The organism is Flavobacterium acetivorans, from assembly GCF_020911885.1.
Lineage (GTDB): Bacteria > Bacteroidota > Bacteroidia > Flavobacteriales > Flavobacteriaceae > Flavobacterium > Flavobacterium acetivorans.
This window is the reverse complement of record NZ_CP087132.1, coordinates 3,095,871-3,116,464: the sequence shown is the minus strand read 5'-3', so window position 1 is coordinate 3,116,464 and position 20,594 is coordinate 3,095,871. Positions and strand designations below refer to the sequence as shown.

Genomic DNA, 20,594 nt, shown 5'->3' with positions numbered 1-20,594 from the left:
TTTCATAATATTGGTTTAGTCTAATGGAACATTAGTTTTATTAGCGATGGTCCTCTATTTCTGTTTGGCGACGTGGTAGAGGGCTTTTTCTGTTATACCACTGCTAGGCAGGGAGCAAAACAATTAACGGTGTTATTCTATCATAGGCAATGAGGTATGGTTAAGGGTATGATTAAAGGTGACATATTAGAGGCTTTGAGTTAAGTGTTACAGGCTAATTAAGTAGCGATTAGGCGTTTTTTTATCCGTTCTTGGCTCTTGTTTCTAGCATCTTTGCTTAAGCTCTTTCTTCATCAACCATAAATATAAAGGCATATCAATGTTATAAATGCTAGTATTAATAAGGCTTGTATTTGTCTGTAATATTTCATGTTATTTAGTAGGTTATTAGTTATCGGTTATCGGTTATGGGTTATGGGTTGTCAGTCCAGATAGTTATCACGATTGTTAATGGTTGTTCGTCCATCGTATTTCGTCCATCGTCTATCTTAATTCTATACTCTATATTCTCACATCTCATCGTCATCCTGAGCTGAGTTTATCCTGAGCTGAGCCAGTCCTGAGCTGAGCCAGTCCTGAGCTTTTGTCGAAGGATCGAAGGGTCGAAGGATCGAAGGGTCGAATAACACAACTCACATCTCACGACTCACATCTCACAACTCACATCTCACGATAAAAAACATCCTGCACCATTAATAAATTCAAATTAAATTAATGAGATCAATTGCTCAAAGGATCGTGCGGTGCAGGAGTGTCATTGCGAGTTTCGATAGCTATCGGAACGAAGCAATCTCGCTTTTACTTAGTTTATTTCATCATAGGCGTTTTTTTAGTCCCGATAGCTATCGGGATGGATTATCGTTTAATTTCCGTCACTTCGAGTGATTTTATAAAATAGCGATAGCCTTTTTATAAAATTGTATCGAGAAGTTGGTTCTCCGTTGATCTCCGTCACTTCGAGTGATTTTATAAAATAGTGACAGCATTTTTATAAAATTGTATCGAGAAGTCTGTTCTCCGTTGATCTCCGTCACTTCGAGTGATTTTATAAAATAGCGACAGCATTTTTATAAAATTGTATCGAGAAGTTGGCATAGGAATTCCTGACCGGTTCAGAAAAGTGCATTTTCCTGACTGGGATTATGTGGTTTAGTGACAGTAACCACGTTTAAAGCAAGGCGTTGTTTTTTTTAGGGGGCTTTGTTATTTTATTCATGGGCTTTTATAGTTAATGGTTAATAGTGAGTAGTTCATCGTTTAAAATTGGCATAGGGATTCCTGACCGGTTTAGAAAAGTGTATTTTCCTGACTGGGAATGATGAATTATGGGTTTGGGGGTTAAGAAGCTGCTTTTAGCTGTCTTATTGAAACAAAGTCTGAAAACTTTGGGATCGCATTTGGAAAATAGAAATAAAGACAATACTTTTAAAGTGCGAGTTTAAAGAGGAAGGGCTTCGATCTAGATGCCAAAGACATTTTAGGTTTTTTGAGATTGGCTATAAATGGGATTATTTTATGTAATTCCTTTTTTTATGTGTCAAGGCAGGGTTAAACGCTGCAGGATTACAATCCTGCTTGTTGTTTTTCTGGCTTGATGCCCTAATTGTTTCCGGTTTTGGGAGGGTAAAACAGCTTGTAACCCGTGGTTAAGGTGGTTTGATCGTGCTGATACATAAAAAAATCGTTCTCATAATTTATAGGTTTATGGTTATTGAACGACGTCTTTCAGGAAAGTAATGAAGAAAAAAATAAGGCGAACTTCAAAACTTTGAAAAGTGGTACCGCTAAGAACCCTACAATCGTAATTGTAGTCCACAAAGATTTACATGAAGTCCGCCCTATTAGATATATTACAAAAATAGTAAAATCTAATAGATAGTGGCGAACTCAAATCTTCTCATGTGGAATTTTAGCGGTTTTCTTTCATGAGAGACATCATTAATCAAGTCATAATCATACTTAATTAAAGTTTAATGTCGCATTAATATTTATACAAATATATAAAAGTTTTACGTTTAACGCAAAACTTTTTGATTAATTTTTTCAAAAATGAAATTAAATAGTTTAAAAAAAGTCTTTGACGATCAAAAAATTAAAAATCGCGTGATCGCAAAATATCTTGGAAAGTCAGAATCTACCATATCCCTATGGCGTAATAATAAAAGACAACCAACCCTCGAGGAGCTATATCAAATAGCTAAACTTTTACGTGTAAACATACACACTTTGATAGTTCCTACTAATTGGAAATACGAAACATCAGAAACTTATGAGGACTTTACTAAGAAGCTGAAACAGATGAAATAACAGAAAAATAGAAAAAGATGCCTAGGCATCTTTTTTTGTTTTAAATTTTAAACGATAATTTGAATTATTGAATTTTATCAAGCATTGTTAATGAAATCTATGATTTCTTTACATTTAGGATTGGTAGAAATTTTTTCTAGCGTAAGATAATCTGTAAATCCAATACAAACAGTATTTGCTCCACCAGACTGTTGTAATTGGCCTACAGTACCAATTAATGATTTACTTTTATCAAATTTATATTTCTCACTGGTCTTTGCACTCCTTTCTTCAAATATACCTGAAGTTCCAATTTTAATTTTAAACGGAAACAATCTATTTTCGTCATGATTTTCATCAAGAAAACTATTAGCATTTGAAAATATTTGCTCATTTCCTACTGTCATCAATGGTAATAGTATGTTTTCCAATTTACCTAAATTATTATCAACTCCAGTAAAAATATAACAACCAGTTTTTAATCCTTCACATTCTTCATAGCTGCCATTTTCAGTAAAAGAATCTTTATTTAAAGAAGTCAATATTTCTTTTATCTCATTTTTGACCTCTAATAATCTTCTTGCAACACCATTATTATCTGCATCAAAAAAATAAACAATTTTTATCGTAGTGTCTTCTGTAAAACGCCCTTGCTTTATTTCACCTTTTGCTGGAATGTATGACTTTACTTTCTCTAATAAAGACTTTCTAGAAGCTTTTTTTCCATCACCGCCTAATGAATACAAAAACAGATATGTTTCGTCACGTTTCAAGGAATTGGTGGGTAATAGAGTTTGCCTAATTTCCTGTATGTTTAGATCTTTTACTTCTGATTTGGAAGCTTCTCTAGCTAACATATGATTCATTGGTGAAGGAAAATCACCTAATTTTACACTATCATTACTTTTAAAACCGTCAGTTTTTAATATTTTGTTCAAAAACGCAACATCATGCGGGCCTTCACAAAGCGCTAAAATTATATTTTTATCCATCGTTATCTTATGTCAATATTTATAGATTCAACTAATTGCTTTAATTTATTTCCACTTAAAAAATTACATTCCAAATTTCCCTCCGCGTCAAGCTCTAGTGCATATGCCATTAATTCATCATCAGGATATTTATTTTCGACGAAAGCATCAATACATTCTTTACTATGTGTAGTCAAAAATACCTGAACATTGTATTTAGCTGCTAAACGCTGAATAAAATCTGTAAATTTTATCAATAACTTTTTGTGAATTGCACTATCAATTTCGTCAATACAAATTATTCCATCTTTACTATAGACCATGAATAATGTTATTTCAAATATACGTTGAAGACCTTCCCCATATTTAGTAATATCTAAAACATCAGTTAATGCACTAGAAGTTACAACAAATCGACTTTCATTATCTACGTTGATTAACTCTATCTTCTCAATATGAGGATCTAAATTTTCTTTAATAAAGCTAATTATTTCATCAAAATATCTATTTTCAACTGCAAAAGCATGTGCCTTTTTTAATAATTCACTATTATATCTATATGGACTTGTAAAAGTTGCGGGACATAAAATTGAAGATTTAATAAATCTTAAATCCGCATCTTTATTTGCATATAAATGCAAATTACTTTCAAAAGTTTCCTTATCAACTTTTGCTTGAACAGATATTGTGGACAAATACCCAGATTTGTCAATATCTTCTTCTGTTTTTTCAGAGGATATATATATTACAGAGTCAGATTTATTAAATTTACTTTCTATTTCAATAAAAGTATTAAAGTTCTTACTCACCCAATTTGAGTTTAGTTCGCCAATATATTTCCCGCGATATTTTTCTAATTGCACAAACGCATTTAGATCATTTAACTGACTAGAAAGGTAAAAAGCTTCTAAAATCGAAGTTTTCCCCATGTTATTACCACCTACAAATATGTTTACTTGACTTAAATTTTTAACATCAATTTTTTTTAACTTTCTATATTGATGAATAAATGTTTCGCTAAATTGTTTTCTAATGCTTGGAAAATATAAAGATGCAGATTTACCACTAAGCACTAAGTTAGATTGTGTGCTTGGAATTAAACGATCAAGTTTTGATTTGAGCTTTTCTATTTCTAGATATTCGTCAGGACTTAAATGTTCACTAAAATTAAACGCTACTTGGATTTCACTACCTATATTTTGAAGAGCATTTTTTAATCTATTTTCACTTATAGCATCACTGTAAGTATACCCTTCAGTAATACTCCGACTTTCTTCCATTTTTTTTACAGCATTCGAATCATTTATAAATTCTGAAATTTCTTTAACTTGACGGTACTGAGTTATGATTGGATCAATTGTTTTAGATCTTTCATTACCATCTTCATCAATTTCAATTTCTTCATCTGTAGAAATCCAAGTAAAAAATCTTTCAAGATTCTCCTTATTCGTGGCAATGTAATTATAATCATCCCATCCTATCCAGGATTTCAAAGAAGATGTACCTACAATTGTCTCAAAAATTGTAAACATGTTCGGTTCAAATTGATCTCCAAAATCACTTTTTTTGTATTGCTCAATAAATGATAAAGTTCTTCTGCTTCTCCTTAATTTGTGTTTCGTAATTCCTAACTTATCGCAAACTTCATCTTCCGATAGCCCATGACTTCTTATTAAATCATTGACTAATTGAGCTTCATTAACAGCTGACCATCTTTTTTTACCGCTAATATGGTGAAGCCCCATTGTAATTAAATGCTGTACTGGGTTTTCATCGGAGATTTCGACTAAATTGATACTTTTAAAATCAATTTCAGTTAATTTACCAACATCATTCCCACTTTTAAATTCATCATATAAAAATTTTAATGTTGCTGTTCGTCGATTACCTTCTAATACTAAATGTTTGTCACCAATAGCTTTAACTTGGATTTGATCAATATCCATAAAACCATTTGATTTAAAACTACTTATAAGATCTTGAACGTTAACTTGATTCTTACCTAAAATAAAGTTCAAAGTGCGTTGTTGTACTCGTTGATCCGCAGCTTCTTCATCAGTAACTACTTTATAGTCTTGACGATCAATGAATCTATAATTATTAGGATCTAAGATTAAACGGTCTATATGTCTAGAGATTCTTTTTGATTCCATGTTAGCGTCTATTTATTGTTATTTTAACTTAAAATAACAAATTTGGATTGTGTGTTTTTTTTAAATGCAATTTTTTATGCCAAATTTATTGAATAATTACAATTATTCAATAAATTTGAAAGATAATTCTTTAGAAATAATTCAAATCTTGTAATTATTAATCACAAAGCTATTGAAAGGTAATAATAAGCAATTTATTGATGGAATTGATTCTATTTTTTTACAAAACCCTTTTGAGATGCAAAGTAAATAATACTAGCAAAAGATAATCGATCAGAACGATTTAAGTCTCTGTTAGCATAGCAATATTTAAGTAATTCTTTGCTTTTGAATTCATTATAATTTTCACCGTCCATTCTACAAAGTATAAGAAAGTAATTTTCTCCTAAATCGTAACTAAAACTATTAGCGATAATTACTGCGACCTTTACCCAACTTGAAAAATCATTAGTTATAGATAAATTTCTGCTATTGAGAAAAGTAATTATTTTCTTTAATAACTGACGATCTAGTTGGTTATTAAGTCCCTCAGTAGCAAACGCATTTTTTGGTACAGATTTAATTTTAGTTGACTCGACTGTTTTTTTCTTTTCGTTAGGTTTTTTGTCGGGAACATTAATTAATTCGTCAAAAATTACTGAATCATAATTGATGTATATATCTGGGTCCCATGAAACGTAACATAATCTTGTAATATCACTTCCACTTTTATCCAACTCAATGTTATATTCTTGCAAAAAATAAATACTTAACGAAAAAAAGAAATCTTTATGATTTTCAATTGTGGAATCGACTTTTATAAGTCCCTTTAATCCTTGAAAAGATGGAGAATCCCACAGTGCCATAATATAAGGGTCCTTAACTAATTTAGCTTTGACTTTATCAATATCCTCTATTTCATCTATATCAATAACAATTAAACTATTGTAGGAAGATAAATTGGATAATTTCCTTCCATTCTCAAACAATCCACAAAAAGAGACAGCTTTTAATTTAGATTTATTTTTTTTATATAGCTCTTTATTTTTTTCATTAATGAGTGTTTTTCTGCAGTTATTTATTTCCAATTTGTACTTGCCAGACCTTATATCATCAAGTTCCTGTTGAAGTGAGGTTTCATTCCCTATTGTATTAAAAGCATTGTTAAAAATTGACAGTCTATAATTAAGCATTTTCCTTTTTTTATTCAAAATTAACATTATATTTGTAATAAAGTGTCAGGTAGGTGTGGTTTGTTTTAGTACAGATCATTCATTTGAAGCAGCTCTAATTATAAGTGACTCAATGTTGCTGTTTGTTTAAAGTTCACATTTATATCTTCATATTAATTAATTCGCCGACACTTTTTTTTATGATTTCACTTCCAGAATGTTTTTCAGAAGAAAATATAGTAAAATTACTCGCTAATTATAGAGCGAAACACTCCCATAGAAGACATAAACTTCATATGATGAGAGATATAAGTTTACACTACAGTACAAAAAAAATCCAAATTAGTAAATCAAATATAGAATTTGAAAAATTACAAAGTGTTTTTCCTAAAAGAAGAAAATGGTTAAAACTAAATGAGCAAGAAAGGAAAAAGTATGATAACAGCATAAAGCGAGTTGCCGAAAGATTATATAAATGTTATGCCTTTTACAAGAAAAAAAAAATTCCTTTAGAACATTGTGAAGAATGGTATCAAAATTTAATCTCTTTAGTTAATGATATTAGACAAAAAATTGAGAATCTAGAATCATATGAAATGGAAAGTCCAAAAATTTTCGGCATTCTTAAAAAACTAGGAAAAGTTAAGACCGAATATAGGCCAATCGCAATTTACGAACTACAAGACAGAGTGATAAGTTCTTTAACTTCAAGATATCTGACTGATTTTTTTGATCAGTATTTTTTCGATTGCTCATTTGCCTTTAGATCGTCAAAGAGAGATGTCAAATATAACCATCATAAGTCTATCGAAAAAATCATTGATTATAGAAGTCAGAAGAAAAACATCTGGGTCTCGGAATGCGACATTCAAAAATTTTTCGATACAGTTAATCATAATCACATAAGGGAAGTTTTTACAGGTCACATAAAATCAATTGAGCTATTACATAACAAGGCTGTCGATAAGGATGCAATTTTAATCTTTAATAAATTTTTAAATTCTTTTTCATTTAACATAGATGTCTATCCGAAGAATAACATAAAAGAGTTTTGGAAAGATAATAAATTAAAAGAGAACGGGTATTTCAAATGGATTGAAAAAGATCTAATAAAGGACTATGGACTTGAATATCTTGATAATAGAATCGGTGTGCCTCAAGGAAATGCCATTTCATGTTTTATATCTAATCTTCTACTGCATAATATTGATTCAAAGGTTAGAGAGGTTTGCAGCGATATTTTCTATGTTCGCTTTTGTGACGACATGATTTTAATGCATGAGGACAAAATTAAATGTCAACAAGGTTTGGATGTGTACAAAGCCGAACTCAAAAAAAATTTTTTGTTGTACCATGAACCAACCTATTGTGGAGATTATCTTATAAAAGAAAATTGGAAAAAATTTTGGAGGGAAAGTAAATCAAAGGAACCATATCTATGGGCAAATCCAAAAGAAGAACATAATGCTTTTCCTTGGCTATCTTTTGTTGGATATCAAATCAAGTATGATCAGGATGTAAGATTAAGAAGAGATGCCATTAGAAAAGAAAAAAGAAAACAGGTTATGCAAGTGGAAAATGTTTTGAAAGCCATTGCTATCAAAGAAGGGAATTTAAATAATACTTCAAGGAAATCAAGTAATCAGCTTATTTTTAGTCTGCAAACAAGATTAAGTTCAATGTCGGTTGGAAGAATAAAATTGCATAACTATAAATCGGCAGAACAGGGTTTGTGTTGGACAAATGGTTTTGAGATGGTCAAAGGGAAAAATAACAAAAGTATTTCTAAACAACTTAAACAGTTAGATTCCTTTAGAGAAAAACAAATTTGGCGATTGAGAAAGGAATTAAAATCTTTAAGTAAAAAGAGTGAAAATCCTGATTTACACGAAAAAGATATGTTTTTCGGCTCTCCTTATAGTTATCATAATTACTTAAATAATCATAAAAAATTTTAATTGAAATTTTGTGAGATTAAAGCTTTATTGTAATTTACGTTTATATAATGAGTATTTACGTTATAACTGAAAATAACGGGTGTAAAATCCTTAATCTCGTGAACCTCATAAGTAAAAGATCCTTTTAAAATAGAAACAAAAAAACTAACAATGATAACAGTTACTTCAATTCCATTATCGCTAACAAGTAAAGAATCCGCTGCACGAAGTGTTCGTTTCTACGCTACGCAAATGTCTCCTGACTTTGCGTTTTTTTATAATGTTCTTAAAAGCCGTAAACATAATAAAAGTCTCCTGACTCATATCTTTGTAGAAGTAATCATTTAATAACCCGCTGTAGGAAGTGTTCCCCCCGCTACCGCACGAACCCAGCTATTCGAGGTCTCCTGACCTCGAATTACTAGCAGTTGTCTTAAAGCTATGAAGTGGTTGCATCCGCATTTGAGATAACCGCTCCACGAAGTGTTCGTCTCTACGCTGCGCAAACGTCTCATGACTTTGCGTTTTTTTTTAATGTTCTTAAAAGCCATAAGCATAATAAAAGTCTCCTGACTTTTTCCGTGAATGCCTTTAGAACTACATGTTTTTCAATAAATACACAGCTCTTCGGGCTCCCACGCTGCTGCACGAAATGAAATTCAGCGAAGCTAATCCTTTCGTGTGGTTCGTGATTAAAGTGCAAAATTTGGTAAAAACTAAAAACTATTAATTATGTGGATATTCCGCTGCAAAGGTCGCCACGATTCCGCTACAAAGTACGCCACCCATTCCGGAGCAAAGGTCGCCATTTATTCCGGAGCAAAGTACGCCACTTTATTCTTGATTTAACATTTTTAACGGACTGACATTCCGGCATAAAGGTCGCCACCTATCCTGGGTCCATTATCTCACTAAGTAGAGATTTAACCGCCAATTACTATAAGTTTGGTTTATAATCAAAAAACCACTTGCAGTATGGCAAATAAACTACTTAGTATGATTAAGATAAGACAGATACTTTTATTCTTAGAACGTGGTGCTTCACAGCGTTCTATAGAAAAAGAAGTCAAAATTTCTAGAAAAACAATCGCACTGTATTTGCAAAAATTTGCGCAAACTGGAGTTGATTTTAAAGAATTATTAAAGCGTTCCGATCAGGAACTTGAGCGGATACTAGGGCTTATAAAGCCTGTTTTAGTGGAGGATACTGATCCCCGGAAAGTTCATTTTAACAATCTGAGTGGGTATTTTAGTAAGGAGCTTAATCGAACCGGTGTAACGCGTCTACTGCTTTGGGAAGAATATATTAAAGAATATCCATCAGGCTTTCAGTATTCCAGATTCTGTGAACTTTTACAGGATCAGGAGAAGGTAAACAATGCCGTGATGCATTTTGTCCATACTCCTGCAAAGCTACTCGAAGTAGACTTTGCGGGTGATATGCTTCACTACGTAGATACTTCAACAGGTGAACTAATAGCATGTCCGGTATATGTTGCAGTACTTCCCTTTAGTGGTTATGGCTATGTAGAGGCTTTACCAGATGCAAAACTACCTCAAGTGGTTAAAGCTTTGAACCATACTATTGCCTACTTTGGAGGGGTTCCCCTGACTGTTAAATCAGACAACATGAGGCAATGGGTGTCTAAAAGTTGTAAATATGAACCCATATTTACTGATATGCTCGAACAATGGGCAAACCACAATAATGTCGCTTTGCTGGCAGCTCGGCCCTATAAACCAAAAGACAAGCCTTCCGTTGAAAATAATGTAAAGATCACTTATAGGCGTATTTATGCCGCTCTGCGTAACGATACTTTTCATAGCCTTTCCGAACTTAACAATGCCATTAGAGAGAAACTCAATAGTCATCATCAGTTGAACTTTCAGAAGAAAGTATTCAGTAGGCTGGAGTTGTTTGAAAGCCAAGAGAAAATACTATTACAGCCTTTGCCGGAATCCTCATACAGTATCAGACATTACACCAAGGCAAAGGTGCAAAAGCACTACCATGTACTTGTGGGCGAAGACTGGCACTTTTACTCTGTTCCATACCGCTACATTGGAAAGGAGGTACGTATTTCTTATGATCAAGACATCGTAGAGATCTATTCTGATGGACAAAGAATTGCTGTACATACTAGGAATTATACCAGCCATGGCTATACCAGTACCAAGGAACATATGCCCGAAAGACACCAGGCCATTAGTAATCAACGTGGATGGAACCCTGAATACTATCTCAAAAAAGCAGCAGAAAATGGACCGCATACTTTTGAATTCTTCAAAAAAGTAATGGACAGTAAGCTGATAATCGACCAGTCCTATACCGCTTGTCTGGGGTTGCTGCGATTAATGAATACTTATGGCAGTATACGAATGGAAGCTGCCTGTAAACGGGGTTCAAGGGGTAACAAGATCAGCTATGGGGTCATTAAAAGTATCCTGGAAAACAATATGGATTTACTCGAAGAAGAGGCTCTTGCTGAATTCCGTATCCCCGAACACAGTAACCTCAGAGGTCCTGAAGCCTATAATTAGACAACTTATAAAACCTTAATAAATGAACACACAAAACACATTAGAACAGCTTAAAGGTCTTAAATTGACGGGCATGGCTAAAAGGTATGAAGCCGCATTATCACTTCCTGTGCATGAAATAGAAGATGTCCATTCTTTGATTGCTATGATTACTCAGGCAGAAGTAGAATACAGAGAGTATTCCAGAACACAAAAATATCTAAAGGCTAGTAAACTGCGTTATCATGCATTGCCGGAAGATATAATCTGTAATGCAGAAAGAGGCATTACAAGAGAACAAGTCTTAAGGCTTTCTGATGGTATGTTTATTGAAAAAGGCGAAAATGTCCTGATCACCGGTGCCACTGGTTGTGGCAAATCTTTTATGGCCTGTGCCTTAGGGCGCAGTGCTTGTTTGCTTGGTTACCGTACCCAGTACTTTAGCATGAACAAGTTCATGGATGCCGTGACCCAAGCTAGGCTTGACGGTTCATATCTGAAATGGATCAGGGGCATCTCTGCAAACAAGTTGCTGATCCTGGATGACTTTGGATTGAAAGCCTTAAATAATGATGCAAGGATTGCCTTGTTGGATATACTCGAAGATAGATATGGTTTAGGATCAACTATGATTACTTCACAGTTGCCAGTGGATACTTGGTACAACTTCATTGAGGAACCAACTCTGGCCGACGCGATAATGGACAGATTGTCAGCTTCAGCACACAGAATAGCATTAACGGGTAAATCTTTGAGGACTAAAAAAAATCATTAACTTTGAAAAATATCATCTTTACTTAGTGATGATAAAGGACGGTTTAACTGGCGTACTTTGCTCCGGAATAAATGGCGACCTTTAGCGCGGAATGCTGGCGTACTTTCTTCGGAATATCTATTATGAGTAGAAATTATAAATTTCACAATCCAGAGGGATTGTATTTTATAAGCTTTGCAGTGGTAGCTTGGTTGGATGTATTTACGAGGAATGAATATAAAGATTTGTTTTTAGAGAGTTTAATTTTTTGTCAAAAAAGCAAAGGTTTAGAAATTCATGCTTGGTGTACAATTGAGCTTTGGAGCAATAAGGTTATTCAACAAAAGATAGATTAAGTACATAATAATCCTGTAGAAGAAGGTTTAGTTTATAAAGCAGAAGATTATGTATATAGTAGTGCCATAGATTATTCGGGGCAAAAAGGATTAATTGACGATGTAGTAGTTTTTAGAATGTATGATGTTTAACGATAATTAACCACACGAAAGGATTCGTGCGGTAGCGGGGGGAGATATGAAAAAAAAGTAATTTATTCCATTGTATTTATCCTTTTTGTAACATCATTTTTAATTCTTTTTCTAGTACAGATTTTTATATTCCAAAACGAAAAACTTTAGAATGTAATAAAATCTTAGGAAATTGCTGGGATAATGCTGTAGCAGAAAGCTTCTTCAAATCCTTGAAAACGGAATTGATTTATGGGAACAAACTGATTTCTAAAGAACAAATGAAACTGGAAATCTTTGACCCGAGCGAAGTGAACAGGCGAAGCAATACATTGAAATTTGGTACAACAGAAAAAGGAGACATTCTGCTTTGAACTATGCAACTATTGAAGAATTTAACAATCAAATTAATTACAAAAATGTAGCTTAACTTATACTGTAGGTTTTATTTGCATATCCATGTAAGATAAGATAAACTAAACAAACAGGATAGTAGGTAATTGGTTATAAATAGTAATTACATACAATTTCCTTTACCTTCAGATAAAATCTGACCTGTAACTCCATCAACATTAATATATTTATAACAATAAGAACCATTATCTGTTTTGTCGTAAAAAATCACATAAATATGTTTGCCTGTTTCTCTATCAATTTCTCTACTAACTGATATATTATTTTTTTCATCATTTAGGTCCATTTGATGTGTTGTTTTTATTCTAGCAATTAAATCATAAACAGAAAAAGGATAATTTTCATCATAATTTATTTCTTTAGTTATTTCTCCTTTTTCATTATAGAATTTTGCAACACCATATGGCATTTGATCGAAATAGTTTCCAGAATTTTTAATCATTAAGGTTTCTTTATAGTAATTAGAAATAGTTTTAAATTTTCCATTCATTTTTTTAGCTTCCTCGTAAAAACAATCATTCTCATCACTCCTTTTAAAAATGCTATCACCTTTAACAATTTCATATTCTTTTTTTCCTTTGTTATTTTTTTTGAAACTCTCTAGGTCAAATTTTTTCATAATAATTTTATTATTTATAGGTTTTATTTGCTTTTTATATGTATTGCATCCCATCAAAAAGATGCAGGATATTATCATTATTGCTTTATTTTTCATAAATATTTTTCTTTAGGTTTTCATGCATAATATCCCACTGCCATTTAAAAGTTGTTTTTTTATTTGGAGTATAACTCATAATATTGTCAGTAGATTTTGTTGGGTCACTATCCGTCCTAGCCGGATTATTTAAGCCATAATGATATGTGTATTTTTGGTTTGGTTGTTTGATACTGCCATCTACATGAGTATGAAGTAACCCTAATCCATGGCAAATTTCATGAGCTAATGTGGTATTATTTCAAACTAATTTTTGTAATTCCTTCACTTACTATTTCACCCGTTTGTCCATTTACAGTAATGTATTTAGATTGTCCATTTTGAAGAATTTTATTTTTATCCTTTTCATACACAATCATATATATATTACGTGACTTATCAAAATTTCTAGTTACATAACTCTTTTCACTAGTATTATTTAAATCTATTTGATGTGTTACTTTTATTTTCTCTATTAAGTCATAAACAGAAAACGGATAGTTTTCATCTCTATTTATTTCTTCAATTAATTCTCCTTTTCCATTATATCTTCTAAAAAATCCAAAGGAAAAATCATAAAAATAAGCCCCTGATTGAAACATTAAATGATTTTTTATATCATAAGCAAAACCACTATAAATCACTTCATTTTTTTTCTTTCTACGTTCTAAATAAACATCCCCCTGCTAGCGCGAGCATCTTGCTCGTGCCGAAAACAAAATTAATTAAGATCAGTAATCCCGATAATACAGCATTACATTCCATAACTGCCAATGAAAAAGGTACTAATCTCCCCCGATGGCTCGGAAATCTAGGTCAGCTAGCCGATAGCGCTGATTTTTAACCTGATAGCACAGAATTGCATTCCGTAACTATCAATAAAGTACGGTTAAATATTTTAGAGAACAAAATAGAAAAATATATTGTAAAAAAGAAAGGACTGAAAAGACCTTTTTAAGATTATAATGTCCCCCCGCTACCGCACGAAATGAAATTCAGCGAAGTTAATCCTTTCGTGTGGTTCGTGATTAAAGTGCAAAATTTGTGTAAAAACTAAAAACTAATAATTATGAGTAGAAATTATAAATTTCAAAATCCAGAGGGATTGTATTTTATAAGCTTTACTCATGACATATTTATTGTTTTTTATAGGTATTCGTGCATCCGCTTCGCTCAAGTGCAGTGGTTAGCTTGGTTGGATGTATTTGCGAGAAATGAGTATAAAGATTTGTTTTTAGAGAGTTTAATTTTTTGTCAAAAAAGCAAAGGTTTAGAAATTCATGCTTGGTGTACAATTGAGCTTTGGAGCAATAAGCTTATTCAACAAAAGATAGATTAAGTACATAATAATCCTGTAGAAGAAGGTTTAGTTTATAAAGCAGAAGATTATCTATATAGTAGTGCCATAGATTATTCGGGGCAAAAAGGATTAATTGACGATGTAGTAGTTTTTAGAATGTATGATGTTTAACGATAATGAACCACACGAAAGGATTCGTGCGGTAGCGGGGGGGGGGGGTGGTCGGAGGAAAATAAAATCCTTTTCGTCACATCTTTGTTTTATAAAATAGCATTAGTATATTTATATGTAAGTATTCAGGGAATTAAAGATTTTATTGCTTTGATAGTCATATCTAGTTTATAGAGATTATAACCAGGACCACTTATAAAGCTCCAAGAAATTATGAAATAAAACAAAATGCTTGGCAAACTAGCTACTAAAAAAAAGTTTTGTAAATCTAATTTGGGTTTTCCAACTCTTTCTATAAAGTCTTCTTTCCAACTTTTATAGTATAATATAGATTTAAATCCAGAAAAACTAATACTTATTGCTCCCACTATTGAAAGTAGCATTATTCCATTAACAATATTTAATGTTGGCAGAATAATGGCAAAAAAAAGAAAAAACACGACAAACAAAGACAGCCAAATAATGAAGGTTCTTTTATTTTGTTTTGGGTATGTTTTTAATTGATGTTCCAAAATTTTATTTTTAGCAGCTTCAATCAGGCTATCAAATTCATCTTCATTTATTTCTTGTTGCTTTAAAAATCTTTCAATGTCATAATCCTCGTAACCAGCATTTATTTTATCAACAATGGCTTCTATAATTTGTTCGCTTTTCATTATCATACTATAAATTAATTCTTTGTGTTTTATAATCTGCAGACAAATAGAATCTTAGATTAAACTTCAATTTAACAAAATATTTTTTAATTATACTGTAATTTTTTCTAATTTATTTGTCGTTACCCAATCGATCCAAGTTAATATTATTTCTTTAATATCATTAGTCGGAATAGAAATTGGTGGAGTTTCTTCATTCAAATCATTTATAAATGAAGTTTCTGATCCTATTTCAATAGATGCCATCATTGCAGAACCATCATTTAAGGGATCAAAAGGTAATCCATTTTGAGCTCTTGATATTGTATCTAAAATATTACTTTGGAAACCTTCAATATTTCCACCTATAAAATAATCCGAAATATATCTGCTTACCAAATTATTCTTAGTTGGTAGTACCCATGCTTCTTTTCCTTCGTTAGTATTTTTAATAATGAATGAAATATGATATTGTGATAAAATTTGATTATTCATTTTTTTTAAAATTTTGGATTTAATAAAATTGTAGTTGTATAATTATAATATTTTATTCCATTTATAGTAATTTCACTTTCTACAACTAATTTCACAGGACAACCATCAGTGAAATGTGAAGAAATAATCTTTCTTCCGTTTGAATCAAAAGGAATATCTGCTCCTTTAGAATGCACATAAGATACTTCTTCAAGAAATTCTCTACTACTCATTCCTTCAACCCAAGTATGTAAAACTTTATTTTTAACATGAACTCCATTAAATGTTGATGGATTTGGATTAACATACCCATTCTTTCTCATTTTTATACCATTTCTAACTCTTTTATATGTTCTATTTCCGTATTGCTTGACTTCAGTGATTTTTGAATCATCTAAAAAAGCATATATTAGCTTATTATTATCAAACAGATCAGGCCCGAAATGTCCTCCAACCCATTTCCCATTTATCTCTTTTATTTCTTTCAACTTTACTATTTCAGAAGTTGTATAATTAAATCTGTTAAAACTGTATAAAAAATTAAAATCCCCTTTTGAAAATTTAGTAGTAACGAAAATTTCATCTTTCCAAATATCTACAAGGGTATATTGCTGTACACTACCATTTACATTTCGTGCATATTGGACATTCATTACCGTCCAATCCGCTTCTTTTTTAAGATTATAAAAATCAGCAAAAAAAGCATATTTTTCATCTTGTGTAAAAGTACTAAATCTAGTTAAAATTTTATCATTTGCGTAAGAAGATAAATTGTTTAATTTTAGTTGCATCAAATCTATCAAGGATTCTACATCATATATTGCCCTAATAGCGTATAAAACGTATATGTTTTGTGGGGGGATTGTTACCGAATAGCTTCGCTAAATATAGAGCAAAGCTTTTATTCATAATTGGCTCAAAATTAGAGTTTTTGAGCCTTGAATTTATAATTGTTGTTACTCTTTTGTAATTCTGTCGAGTTCTTTCAAAATGGTGGGAATTCTATAGTCGCCTTTCATATTTTTTATTAGATTAGTGGCACTATCTAAATCGATACCAATTGATGATACATAGAGTGGCTTTTTACTTTCGCCTCTAAAGACTTTTTTTACTGTATTTTTATTTCTGAAAAACGAGTTTTTGGCCACACCAATAACAGGTATCTTTTTATTTAGACTTTCCCATGTATAACCTCCTAAGCCAAAAGTACCATCATCATCAACATAGATGTGTCCATCGATAATTACTGCTTCAATATCGTTTAAATTAACTTTTTGAAGAATACTATCAATGCATGGTAACTCTCTTTTATAAAACTCACCAGACACATAATCCTCAATACCTGTTATTTGATCAATAACTATACTTTGTGGAGTTTCATCTTCGCTATTAAACACAACAGCTACAACTTTAGCTTCATTTTCTTTGTAATAGACATCTATCGCTAATAGCATTAAATAATTTTTTTGATAAGATTTCCATTATTATCATACTCCACATGGCTAATTAAAATCCCTTGTTCATCCCATTTTTTGAAAGCACCATAAATTGTATCATATTTTTCAAAATACTCTATTTTTAATTTTCCATTAGGCCAATATTCTACCTGACGACCATCAAGAATACCTTCTTTTAATTCAACTTCTGAACATAATTGATTAGTGGTTGGAAAATATTCATACATAATTCCTGTAAAAAGATCACCACTGTATAGACAAACTCCTGAGCCCCAGTTTGTTGGAGTATCTCTTAATGTAATATTAACGTCATTTGTGTCTATTCTCATCATAATTCTAAATTTATTATATTAATGTAAAGGTTCGATAAAGGTAAGCAAATCTAAAATATGATAGCAATGAGCACATCTACACATTACTACATCTTCTTGTCCAAGACCTTTCTGTATATTTCGTTTATATCCCCGCTACCGCACGAAATGAAATTCAGCGAAGCTAATCCTTTCGTGTGGTTCGTGATTAAAGTGCAAAATTTGGTAAAAACTAATAATTATGAGTAGAAATTATAAATTTCACAATCCAGAGGGATTGTATTTTATTAGTTTTACTCATGACATATTTATTGTTTTTTATAGGTATTCGTGCATCCGCTTCGCTCAAGTGCAGTGGTAGCTTGGTTGGATGTATTTACAAGGAATGAGTATAAATATTTTTTTTTAGAGAGTTTAATTTTTTGTCAAAAAAGCAAAGGTCTAGAAATTCATGCTTGGTGTACAATTGAGCTATGGAGCAATAAGCTTATTCAACAAAAGATAGATTATGTACATAATAATCCTGTAGAAGAAGGTTTAGTTTATAAAGCAGAAGATTATGTATATAGTAGTGCCATAGATTATTCGGGACAAAAAGGATTAATTGACGATGTAGTAGTTTTTAGAATGTATGATGTTTAACGATAATGAACCACACGAAAGGATTCTTGCGGTAGCGGGGGGCTTTTGAAAATATTTAAAAATATTTTTTGGTAGAAAATAATTTAAGTCATAAACTTACAGAAGGAATAATCCTATTTATAAAATATTCTAAATTTTATTAAATCAACAAAATATAACCTTCATAACTAATGAAAACAAATACATTCTCAAATAAAAAAAACAGAATTATAACACGGTTCGTACTACTTTTTACTGCATTAACAGTAAGTCAAATAAGCTATAGTTGTTTCAAAGAAAAGAATGTTTCTCCTGTTTATAGTGAAATCCCAGATGCCAACTTTAAAGCATATTTAAAAACGATAGTACCAAATGCTTTTACTCCTGATAATAAATTCATTTCAAATCATCCTTCTGTTGTTTCTTATAACGAAAGGATTAGTGTTACTGGAAAAAATATTACTTCTTTGTCTGGAATAGAATATTTCACTTCTCTGACACGACTTGATTGTCCAGAAAACAAACTCACCTCCATTGATCTAAGCAAAAACAGAGCTTTGACCGTGCTTTTCTGTGGCTCCAACCAGCTCACTACACTTGATATAAGTAGAAACGTGAATTTAACAAAACTTGGTTGCTCCGATAACCAACTCACTACACTTGATATAAGTAAAAATACGAATCTGACTTGGCTTAATTGCGTTATGAATCAACTTATTACTATTAATTTAGGAGAAAATAATGTTTTGAGAACCATTTTCTGCTACAATAACCAACTCACCAATCTTGATATCAGTAATAACACGAATTTGACACGGCTTGAATGCTACAAGAACAAACTCATTACTCTTGATATAAGTAAAAACAAGAGTTTAACAATGCTTTATTGTTATTATAACAAACTCACCTGTCTAGACGTAAGTAATAACAACAGTTTAGTAATCCTTGCTATAGATGAAGCTATTAAATGTTGCCATCCTAGTATAAAAGCTTTTTGTGACAGAAGAGGTGATTTACTCACCGGATTTGCACGAATACCACCATTTACCTGTCCATAATTTTATAACCCCACGAAGTGTTCGTCTCTACGCTACGCAAATGCATAATGACTTCCCCCCGCTACCGCACGAAATGAAATTCAGCGAAGTTAATCCTTTCGTGTGGTTCGTGATTAAAGTGCAAAATTTGTGTAAAAACTAAAAACTAATAATTATGAGTAGAAATTATAAATTTCAAAATCCAGAGGGATTGTATTTTATTAGTTTTACTCATGACATATTTATTGTTTTTTATAGGTATTCGTGCATCCGCTTCGCTCAAGTGCAGTGGTAGCTTGGTTGGATGTATTTACGAGAAATGAGTATAAAGATTTGTTTTTAGAGAGTTTAATTTTTTGTCAAAAAAGCAAAGGTTTAGAAATTCATGCTTGGTGTACAATTGAGCTTTGGAGCAATAAGCTTATTCAACAAAAGATAGATTAAGTACATAATAATCCTGTAGAAGAAGGTTTAGTTTATAAAGCTGAAGATTATGTATATAGTAGTGCCATAGATTATTCGGGGCAAAAAGGATTAATTGACGATGTAGTAGTTTTTAGAATGTATGATGTTTAACGATAATGAACCACACGAAAGGATTCGTGCGGTAGCGGGGGGGGTGGTCGGAGGAAAATAAAATCCTTTTCGTCACATCTTTGTTTTATAAAATAGCATTAGTATATTTATATGTAAGTATTCAGGGAATTAAAGATTTTATTGCTTTGATAGTCATATCTAGTTTATAGAGATTATAACCAGGACCACTTATAAAGCTCCAAGAAATTATGAAATAAAACAAAATGCTTGGCAAACTAGCTACTAAAAAAAAGTTTTGTAAATCTAATTTAGGTTTTCCAACTCTTTCAATAAAGTCCTTTTTCCAACTTTTATAATATAATATAGATTTAAATCCTGAAAAACTAATTGCTATTGCTCCAAGTATTGAAAGCAGCATTATTCCATTAGCAATATTTAATGATGGCAGAATTATACAGAAAAAAATAAGAAACACTACAAACAAAGACAGCCAAATAATGAAAGTTCTTTTATTTTGCTTTGGATATGTTTTTAACTGATGTTCTAAAATTTTATTTTTAGCCAATTCGATTAAAGTATTAAATTCATTCGGATCTATTTCCTTGTGTTTTAAGAATTTTTCAATGTCATAATCCTCATAACCAGCATTTATCTTGTCAACAATTACTTCTATAATTTTTTCGTTTTTCATTATCATACTATAT

At 31.5% G+C, this 20,594-nt stretch carries 19 protein-coding genes and 2 pseudogenes; 9 read left to right on the top strand and 12 right to left on the bottom strand.

Going from position 1 to position 20,594, the window contains the following annotated elements; genetic code table 11:
• Nucleotides 1–2,049: 2,049 nt before the first annotated feature.
• Entirely contained in the window at nt 2,050–2,307 is a 258-nt protein-coding gene (locus LNP19_RS15510) for a helix-turn-helix domain-containing protein (RefSeq protein WP_428979031.1), read from the top strand.
• A 77-nt stretch (nt 2,308–2,384) separates the two neighbouring features.
• Here LNP19_RS15510 and LNP19_RS13505 read toward each other — a convergent pair whose 3' ends face one another.
• From LNP19_RS13505 to LNP19_RS13495, 3 genes are all read right to left on the bottom strand, one after another.
• Nucleotides 2,385–3,278, bottom strand: coding sequence for a DUF3226 domain-containing protein (locus tag LNP19_RS13505; RefSeq protein ID WP_230062421.1), 894 nt, complete (start codon nt 3,276–3,278; stop codon nt 2,385–2,387).
• A 2-nt stretch (nt 3,279–3,280) separates the two neighbouring features.
• Nucleotides 3,281–5,410, bottom strand: coding sequence for an AAA family ATPase (locus tag LNP19_RS13500; protein ID WP_230062420.1), 2,130 nt, complete (start codon nt 5,408–5,410; stop codon nt 3,281–3,283).
• A 212-nt stretch (nt 5,411–5,622) separates the two neighbouring features.
• Nucleotides 5,623–6,582: a BT4734/BF3469 family protein gene (locus tag LNP19_RS13495; protein WP_230062419.1), complete on the bottom strand. Its 960-nt coding sequence runs from the start codon at nt 6,580–6,582 to the stop codon at nt 5,623–5,625.
• A 179-nt stretch (nt 6,583–6,761) separates the two neighbouring features.
• Between LNP19_RS13495 and LNP19_RS13490 the strand changes: the two genes are divergently transcribed.
• A complete protein-coding gene (locus tag LNP19_RS13490) occupies nt 6,762–8,519 on the top strand; it encodes a reverse transcriptase domain-containing protein (RefSeq protein WP_230062418.1) in 1,758 nt (585 codons plus the stop codon).
• Nucleotides 8,520–8,842: 323 nt separating this feature from the next.
• Here the strand turns inward: LNP19_RS13490 and LNP19_RS13485 are convergent, their stop codons facing one another.
• Nucleotides 8,843–9,013, bottom strand: coding sequence for a hypothetical protein (locus tag LNP19_RS13485; protein WP_230062417.1), 171 nt, complete (start codon nt 9,011–9,013; stop codon nt 8,843–8,845).
• 460 nt (nt 9,014–9,473) lie between these two features.
• On the opposite strand from LNP19_RS13485, the gene istA reads away from it, so the two are divergent.
• From istA to LNP19_RS13465, 4 genes and pseudogenes are all read left to right on the top strand, one after another.
• A complete protein-coding gene (gene istA / locus LNP19_RS13480) occupies nt 9,474–11,039 on the top strand; it encodes an IS21 family transposase (protein WP_230062416.1) in 1,566 nt (521 codons plus the stop codon).
• Between the two features lie 22 nt (nt 11,040–11,061).
• Nucleotides 11,062–11,793: an IS21-like element helper ATPase IstB gene (istB, locus tag LNP19_RS13475; protein WP_230062415.1), complete on the top strand. Its 732-nt coding sequence runs from the start codon at nt 11,062–11,064 to the stop codon at nt 11,791–11,793.
• 122 nt (nt 11,794–11,915) lie between these two features.
• The gene (locus LNP19_RS15450; RefSeq protein ID WP_346432214.1) at nt 11,916–12,128 is read left to right on the top strand and encodes a hypothetical protein; all 213 of its coding nucleotides are present in this window, start codon (nt 11,916–11,918) and stop codon (nt 12,126–12,128) included.
• A gap of 299 nt (nt 12,129–12,427) precedes the next feature.
• Nucleotides 12,428–12,669 (top strand): annotated as a pseudogene (locus tag LNP19_RS13465) (integrase core domain-containing protein); the annotation flags it as partial.
• A gap of 87 nt (nt 12,670–12,756) precedes the next feature.
• Here LNP19_RS13465 and LNP19_RS13460 read toward each other — a convergent pair.
• Both LNP19_RS13460 and LNP19_RS13455 read right to left on the bottom strand, forming a co-directional pair.
• Entirely contained in the window at nt 12,757–13,368 is a 612-nt protein-coding gene (locus LNP19_RS13460) for a hypothetical protein (protein ID WP_230062414.1), read from the bottom strand.
• 236 nt (nt 13,369–13,604) lie between these two features.
• Nucleotides 13,605–13,949 carry a hypothetical protein gene (locus LNP19_RS13455; protein WP_230062413.1) on the bottom strand — a complete coding sequence of 115 codons (345 nt, stop codon included), beginning with the start codon at nt 13,947–13,949 and terminating at the stop codon, nt 13,605–13,607.
• Nucleotides 13,950–14,416: 467 nt separating this feature from the next.
• On the opposite strand from LNP19_RS13455, the gene LNP19_RS13450 reads away from it, so the two are divergent.
• Complete coding sequence (locus LNP19_RS13450) at nt 14,417–14,686, top strand: hypothetical protein (RefSeq protein WP_230062412.1); 270 nt, start codon at nt 14,417–14,419, stop codon at nt 14,684–14,686.
• Between the two features lie 257 nt (nt 14,687–14,943).
• Here the strand turns inward: LNP19_RS13450 and LNP19_RS13445 are convergent, their stop codons facing one another.
• From LNP19_RS13445 to LNP19_RS13425, 5 genes are all read right to left on the bottom strand, one after another.
• Nucleotides 14,944–15,474: a hypothetical protein gene (locus LNP19_RS13445; RefSeq protein ID WP_230062411.1), complete on the bottom strand. Its 531-nt coding sequence runs from the start codon at nt 15,472–15,474 to the stop codon at nt 14,944–14,946.
• Between the two features lie 90 nt (nt 15,475–15,564).
• Nucleotides 15,565–15,948, bottom strand: coding sequence for a hypothetical protein (locus tag LNP19_RS13440; protein WP_230062410.1), 384 nt, complete (start codon nt 15,946–15,948; stop codon nt 15,565–15,567).
• 5 nt (nt 15,949–15,953) lie between these two features.
• The gene (locus LNP19_RS13435; protein WP_230062409.1) at nt 15,954–16,718 is read right to left on the bottom strand and encodes a hypothetical protein; all 765 of its coding nucleotides are present in this window, start codon (nt 16,716–16,718) and stop codon (nt 15,954–15,956) included.
• A gap of 165 nt (nt 16,719–16,883) precedes the next feature.
• Complete coding sequence (locus LNP19_RS13430; protein WP_230062408.1) at nt 16,884–17,381, bottom strand: endonuclease V; 498 nt, start codon at nt 17,379–17,381, stop codon at nt 16,884–16,886.
• Nucleotides 17,381–17,716, bottom strand: coding sequence for a toxin-antitoxin system YwqK family antitoxin (locus LNP19_RS13425; protein WP_230062407.1), 336 nt, complete (start codon nt 17,714–17,716; stop codon nt 17,381–17,383). Before LNP19_RS13425 ends, LNP19_RS13430 begins: the two co-directional genes overlap by 1 nt.
• A gap of 309 nt (nt 17,717–18,025) precedes the next feature.
• Between LNP19_RS13425 and LNP19_RS13420 the strand changes: the two are divergent.
• Nucleotides 18,026–18,337, top strand: a pseudogene (locus tag LNP19_RS13420) (transposase); the annotation flags it as partial.
• 170 nt (nt 18,338–18,507) lie between these two features.
• On the top strand, nt 18,508–19,374 hold the full coding sequence (locus LNP19_RS13415) for a leucine-rich repeat domain-containing protein (RefSeq protein ID WP_230062406.1): 867 nt from the start codon (nt 18,508–18,510) through the stop codon (nt 19,372–19,374).
• A 676-nt stretch (nt 19,375–20,050) separates the two neighbouring features.
• Here LNP19_RS13415 and LNP19_RS13405 read toward each other — a convergent pair.
• Nucleotides 20,051–20,581 (bottom strand): hypothetical protein, encoded by a 531-nt coding sequence (locus LNP19_RS13405; RefSeq protein ID WP_230062405.1) that lies wholly within the window; start codon nt 20,579–20,581, stop codon nt 20,051–20,053.
• Between the last annotated feature and the right edge of the window lie 13 nt (nt 20,582–20,594).